Source organism: Streptomyces sp. KLMMK (assembly GCF_036961605.1).
Lineage (GTDB): Bacteria > Actinomycetota > Actinomycetes > Streptomycetales > Streptomycetaceae > Streptomyces > Streptomyces telluris.
Genome location: NZ_JBAMDC010000370.1, coordinates 1 through 6,301, shown reverse-complemented (window position 1 = coordinate 6,301; position 6,301 = coordinate 1). Strand labels below are relative to the sequence as shown.

General features: G+C 72.5%; 5 protein-coding genes and 2 pseudogenes. 4 read left to right on the top strand and 3 right to left on the bottom strand.

All coding sequences use genetic code 11. The annotated features are described in order from the left end of the window. A pseudogene (locus V7793_RS31255) lies at nucleotides 1-388 on the top strand (phospholipase); the annotation flags it as partial. Between the two features lie 12 nt (nucleotides 389-400). On the opposite strand, the gene V7793_RS31250 reads toward V7793_RS31255, so the two are convergent. Further along, a complete protein-coding gene (locus V7793_RS31250) occupies nucleotides 401-805 on the bottom strand; it encodes a BlaI/MecI/CopY family transcriptional regulator (RefSeq protein ID WP_336012951.1) in 405 nt (134 codons plus the stop codon). 233 nt (nucleotides 806-1,038) lie between these two features. On the opposite strand from V7793_RS31250, the gene V7793_RS31245 reads away from it, so the two are divergent. Next, nucleotides 1,039-3,012 carry a transglycosylase domain-containing protein gene (locus V7793_RS31245; protein ID WP_336012949.1) on the top strand — a complete coding sequence of 658 codons (1,974 nt, stop codon included), beginning with the start codon at nucleotides 1,039-1,041 and terminating at the stop codon, nucleotides 3,010-3,012. 148 nt (nucleotides 3,013-3,160) lie between these two features. Here the strand turns inward: V7793_RS31245 and V7793_RS31240 are convergent, their stop codons facing one another. Further along, nucleotides 3,161-4,369 (bottom strand): hypothetical protein, encoded by a 1,209-nt coding sequence (locus V7793_RS31240; RefSeq protein WP_336012953.1) that lies wholly within the window; start codon nucleotides 4,367-4,369, stop codon nucleotides 3,161-3,163. Between the two features lie 133 nt (nucleotides 4,370-4,502). Further along, entirely contained in the window at nucleotides 4,503-5,204 is a 702-nt protein-coding gene (locus V7793_RS31235; RefSeq protein ID WP_336012947.1) for a peptidyl-tRNA hydrolase, read from the bottom strand. Nucleotides 5,205-5,251: 47 nt separating this feature from the next. Between V7793_RS31235 and V7793_RS31230 the strand changes: the two genes are divergently transcribed. Both V7793_RS31230 and V7793_RS31225 read left to right on the top strand, forming a co-directional pair. After that, nucleotides 5,252-6,106, top strand: coding sequence for an ATP-binding cassette domain-containing protein (locus V7793_RS31230; protein WP_336012944.1), 855 nt, complete (start codon nucleotides 5,252-5,254; stop codon nucleotides 6,104-6,106). Next, nucleotides 6,103-6,301 (top strand): annotated as a pseudogene (locus V7793_RS31225) (hypothetical protein); the annotation flags it as partial. The gene V7793_RS31230 and the pseudogene V7793_RS31225, both read left to right, overlap by 4 nt.

The following is a 6,301-nucleotide window of genomic DNA, read 5'->3' as shown; positions in this document are numbered from 1 at the left end:
GCTGGTGATCTCGCCGTACAGCAAGGTCAACGCGATCGACCACACGCCGACCGAGCAGACGTCGATCCTGCGCTTCATCGAGTGGAACTGGGACACCGGCCCGATCGGCGGCTCGTCCTTCGACACCCGCGCCGGATCGCTGCTGAACATGTTCGACTTCGCGCGCCCCAACGGGAAGCGGGTCCTGCTGAACGCGGACGGCTCGGTGCGCTCGGTGGGGCGCATCGGGGCCGTGGCCCCCGTGCGCACGAAGATCACCGACGGCGCGTCCCCGGGACCGCCCGCGACGGCCCTCCGGACACCGGTCGCCCTGGCGGCGGGCGGCACGGCGATGTGCGGGGGCGTGGCGGCCCTCCTGTGGCGCCGCCGCTCGCGCCGCCGGGGCTGACTCCCGGCGCTCCTACCTCGGGGCCGGGAGGGTGCCGTCCGCCAGGAGGGCCCTCAGGAGGAGGGCGTCCGTCAGGGGGAGTTCCGCCACGAAGCGGGCCAGGACCACCTCGCGGTCCGGGAGGGCGTCGAGGATGCGGCACATGCGGCGGGCGGCGAGGCCCGCCTCGTCGGTGACGGGGGCGTACGCGTAGGCGCGCCCGCGCGGGGTCCGGGTGAGGACCTCCTTGCCGTGGAGCCGCGACAGGATCGTCACCACCGTGCTGTAGGTGAGCTCACCGGACAGCTGGGCCTGCACCTCGCGCGGCGTCAGCGGCCCCTCCGCCCGCTGCAGGGCGGCGAGCACCTCGCCCTCCAGCGCCCCGTTCGCCCGGCGTCGGGGGTGGCGCACCGCGACGGTGGGTGTAGCTGTTTCCATGGCGTTGCGGCGTTCCTTCTGCTTCTTTCAACGGGTATGGCCCGAGATCTTGTGCTTTTACATTGAAGTAAAACATTACGCTATGGGAGCGGACATCATAGGGTCGAGCGGTGTTCGAACGACGAAAAGGGACGCATGCCGCGCATGCCCGGAAACCCTCCGCTCCGGTCGGCCGTTCCTCCGGCCCGGGCCGCCGCAGACGTGCGGCCCCGCGGAAGCGCGGGCTGCGCGGTGTGCGCGGGCCGCGCTGGCCGCGCAAGCTGCGCCCGGTCTACCCGCGCCCGGGCCGGCAGGGCTTCCGGCGCTGGATCCCGTCGTGGCGCCAGGTGCTCGGACTCTTCTCGACCGTCGTGGGCACCGTCGCCGCCCTCGTGGCGGTCATGTACGCGCGCACGGACATACCCGCCGACCTGAACGCCTTCGCCACCCAGCAGGACAACGTCTACTACTGGGCCGACGGCACGGAGATGGCCCGCACCGGCGAGATCAACCGGCAGGACGCCGACCTGGACAAGGTCCCGGAGCAGGTGCGCTGGGCCGTGCTCGCGGCCGAGAACCAGACCTTCTACTCCGACAGCGGGATCTCGCCGAGCGGCATGGTCCGCGCCGTCACCCGGATGGTGACGGGCGGCAGCACCCAGGGCGGCTCGACGATCACCCAGCAGTACGTGAAGAACGCCTACCTCAACCAGGAGCAGACCTTCACGCGCAAGCTCACCGAGATGTTCATCGCGATCAAGCTGGACAACCGGATGAGCAAGGACGACATCCTGGAGGGCTACCTCAACACGAGCTGGTTCGGCCGCGGCACCTACGGCATCCAGCGCGCCTCCCACGCCTACTACGGCAAGGACGTCTCCCAGCTCAACGTGAGCGAGGGCGCCTTCCTGGCTTCGCTGCTCAAGGGCGCGGGCCTCTACGACCCGGCGCTCGGCAGGAAGAACCACGAGCGGGCGGTGGAGCGCTGGGGCTGGATCCTGGACCGGATGGTCGACGGCGGCAAGCTGTCCAAGGAGGAGCGGGCCCGCTACACGTCCTTCCCCGAGCCCAAGGCCCCGCCCAGGCCGGCCGGCCTGACCGGGCAGACCGGCTACCTCGTGGAGACGGCGCGGGCGTACGTGAGCGCCCACACCCCCGTCACCGAGAAGGACTTCGACCTCGGCGGCTACCAGATCCGCACGACCTTCCAGAAGAACGCCATGGCGGCCCTGACGAAGGCCGCGGAGGACGTGAAGGGCGGGCTCGACCCCGACAAGCGCGCCTCCGACAAGGACGTGCGCATCGGGGCCGCGTCGGTCACCACCGACGGCCGCATCGTCGCCCTCTACGGCGGCCCCGGCTACCTCCAGCAGGGCTTCAACGACGCGAACTCCTCCGTCGTCCCGGCGGGCACGGCCTTCGCCCCGTTCGTCTACGCGGCGGCCCTGCGCGACGGCGTCCAGCTGGAGCGCGGCAAGCCCCGTACCCCGGTCTCCCCGGCCACGGTCTACAACGGCGACAACAAGGTCAGCCTGCGCACCCCCGAGGGCCCGTACTGGGACCGTTCCGGAAAGATCGTCAAGGCGGTCAACGACGGCGGGAAGTCCTGGGGGAAGGTGACGCTGAAGGAGGCGGTGGCGCAGTCCGTGAACACCCCGGTGATGCAGCTCGGCATGGACGTGGGCCTGGACCGGGTGGGCAAGGCGGCCGTCGACGCGGGCCTGCTGGAGAGCAGCCTCGGCACGAAGCTGCCGGCCTTCTCCCTGGGCACCGCGACCCCCAGCGCCATCCGCATGGCCGGCGCGTACGGCACCTTCGCGGCCAGGGGACTGCACAGCGAGCCGTTCTCCGTCGACCGGCTGAGCCGCAACGGCAACGAGGTGCCCGTCGAGAAGCCGAAGGCCGAGCGCGTCCTGCCGCAGCCGGTGGCCGTCGCCGTGGACGACGCCCTGCGGGAGGCGGTCCGGCGCGGCAGCGCGACGGCGGCCAGGGCGGCCGGCGCCGACGCGGCCGGCAAGCCCGGCACCGGGCAGGGCAACAAGTCCGCGTGGTTCGCCGGCTACCGCGGCAAGGTGTCGACCGCCGTTTCGCTCTCCCGCATCGACCCCAGGACGCAGGAGCTGCTGCCGCTGGACGGCCTCGGCGGCGCCCCGAAGGACGCCACCGGCAGCACCTATCCCCTGGACATCTGGATGAAGTACATGGCGAAGGCGCAGGCGCAGCACTGACGCGGCGGGGGGGGGGGGGGTCCCCTCCCCCCCCCCCCCCCCCCCCCCCCCCCCCCCCCCCCCCTCCCCCCCCCCCCCCCCCCCCCCCCCCCCCCCCCCCCCCCCCCCCCCCGCGCCCGCTCCGCCGGTCTCCCGGTGCCGCACCGCCCTACTTGACCAGCGTGGACCAGTCCGGCGACTGCGCCGGGTCCAGGCCGCGGAACTTCGCCAGCACCTTGGGGTCCTGGACGTCCAGCCAGTCGGCGAGCTGCTTGAAGGATACGCAGCGCACCCCCTCCCGCTTGCAGACCGACTTCACGACGTCCTCGACGGCCTTCATGTAGATGCCGCCGTTCCAGTCCTCGAAGTGGTTGCCGACGAACATCGGCGCCCGGCTCCCGTTGTAGACGCGCTCGAAGCCGTTGAGGTAGCCGTCCCGGGTGAGCTTGCGCCACTCCGCGTACTTGGCCGGGTCTCCCTTGGTGTTGTCGCCGGACTGGTTGTAGAGGAAGTTGAAGTCCATCGACAGGACCTGCTTCTCGCTCTTGGGGTACGGCATCAGCTGCAGCGGGAAGTTCCAGATGTCGTTGATCTTGGACGGCCAGATCTGGAAGTCGCCCGGCGAGCTCGCGTCGTAGCGCCAGCCGAACTGCTGCGCCGCGGCCAGCATGTTCTTCTGCCCCTCCAGGCACGGGGCGCGGCCGCCGACCAGCTCCTTCTTGAAGTCGAAGGGCAGCGGCGGGAGGCTCTTCAGGCCGGTGTTCGTCTTCCAGTTCTCGACGAACGCGTACGACTGCTCGATCTCGCTCTTCCACTCGGCGACGCTCCAGTCGCCGCCGCCCTTGCCGCCGCAGAAGTGGCCGTTGAAGTGGGTGCCGATCTCGTTGCCGTCCAGCCACGCGCCGCGCAACTGGACCAGGGTGTCCTTGATGTGCGGGTCGGTCGCGAAGGATATCGCCGCGTCGCCCGGCTTGTGCTGCGGCGGCTTGTACAGGGAGGCCTTCGACTTCGGCAGCAGGTACATGCTGGTGAGGAAGAACGTCATCTTGGCGTTGTTCTCTTTGGCCACCTGGCGGAAGTGCGAGAAGAGGTGGTCGTCGCCCTCCAGCGCGCCGTCCCAGGAGAACACCACGAACTGCGGCGGCTTCTCGCCCGGCTTGAGCTTCTGCGGCTTGGGCTGGTCCGGCTGCGGGCCGGTGTCGGACATCGATCCGTCACCGAGCACCCGGACCTTGCCGTCCCACTTCTCCTCGGGCTTCTTGCCCTCCTCCGCCTCGCCGCCCGCCGGGCTGCTCTCGCCGGAGCCCCGGGACGAGGCCGGGGCGGAGCTCTTGCCGGCGTCCTTCTTCTCGTCGGAGTCGCAGGCGGTCAGGCCCATCGCGAGCGCGACGACGGCGCCCGCGGTGACGAGAGCCGTCGCGCCGCGCGCGGTCCCCTTCGACAACTTCTTACCCCCTGCACCAAAACAGATGTTCTGCCCGTCAGTATCACAGGTCTCCCTGTGAGCCCCGTCAGCCCCTCTGAACGCTTCCGTAGCGCAGCGCGGGGTGTTCCGCGACCACCGTGCACGAGCCCGGTGCGATCTCCGTGAAGCCCGCGTCCCGCACCACCGGCAAACCGCTCGCCGCCAGCTTCGCCCAGCGGGCCGGATCCGCCGTGCGCACCGACAGCGCGAACCCGCTCGCGCGCCAGGCCGCGCGGGCCGCGTCGTCCAGCCCCCACCACGCCAGCTGGGCGCCGTGGCCCGCCTGCGCCATCGCCTTGCCCGCCGACATCTCCAGCTCCGGGCTCATCCACAGCACCGGCCGCGCCGGGTCCGCGGCCGCCGGCGGCTCCGGGTCGTCCAGGTCCGTGCCCGACACCTGGAGCTTCACCAGCTCCTTGGGCCAGCCGTCGAGGGGCACCGGCGGGAAGACCCGCACCTCCGCCCGCTCACCGGTCACCGTGATGCCCGGCAGCGCCGACGCCTTGCGCCACTCCGCGCCGCGCGCCCTGCGCACCACCTTGCGGATCCGGGAGTCCTGCCAGTCCCGTACCGCTGCGGCCCACTCGCCGTCCTCGCCGTCGCTCCCGGTGCCGGACCGCTCGTCCGCCAGGAGCGTCAGCACGGCGCGCGCCGCGGTCTCCAGGGCGTCGGTCCGGGCGGGCGGGGCGTCCTTCTCGATCCGTACGACGAGGGGCAGGACGAACTGGGGTGCGTCAGGGCTGGTCACGGCCCCCAGTCTGCCAGCCGCCCGGCAGCGCCCCTTAATGTGAGCGGATGAGACTCACGGGGGTGGGCCGCCGCTACGGACTGGGCGGGCCCTGGATACTGCGCGACGTCGACCTCTCCCTTCCCGAAGGCAGCCTGCTGCGCGTCGAAGGCGCCAACGGCAGCGGCAAGTCCACGCTGCTGCGCCTGCTCGCGGGCATCGACGCCCCCAGCACCGGCCGGATCACCGGGCGCCCCCGCACCGCCTACGTCCCCGAACGCTTCCCCGCCGCGCTGCCGATGACCGCGGGCGCCTACCTCACGCGGCTGGGCCGCATCCACGGCCTCGGCCGCGCGGCCGCCTCTCGCGCCGCACTGGACTGGCTGGAGCGGTTCGGCGCCGGCGCGTACGCCGGCACGCCGCTGGCGGAGCTGTCCAAGGGCACCAGCCAGAAGGTCGCCGTCGCGCAGGGACTCATGGGCACGCCCGGCCTGCTCGTCCTGGACGAGGCGTGGACGGGGCTGGACCGGGCGTCGCGGGGCCTGCTGGACGAGGAGGTCCGGAAGCGGGTCGCGGGCGGAGCGCGGGTGGTCTTCGTCGACCACGATCCGGGGCGGCTGGCGGGGGCGGCGGACGCGGTGCTGAGGGTGGAGGGGGGAGCGGTCCTCCCTCACCGGGGCTCCGCCCCGGACCCCGGTCCCCGAACGCCGGCCGGGCCGAGCGGGTGCCGCATCGTCGCCGAAGGCCCGCCCGGAGCCGTCCTTCCCCCCGGTCTCCCCGGCACCCCCGCCGTGGAGCCGGTCCGCGACCACGCCGTCACGCTCACCGTCGCCGCCCCGCACTCCGACGCCCTGCTCCACGCGCTTCTCACCGCCCGCCCGCCGTGGCACATCCGCTCCGTGACGGAGGTTCCGCACCCGTGATCGCTCTGCTCGGCTATCAGGCCGCCCTCCTCCTGCGCTCCCACCGCTGGCTGCCGCCGCTGCTCCTGTACGGCGCCTCCATGGGCGTCGGGGTGCAGGGCGGGCAGCCGGTCCTCGACTGCGCCGGGTGGGCGGCGGCCACGCTGCTGCCCGTCACCGCGTGGCTGGTCCGGGTGTGCGTGACCAACGAGCCGG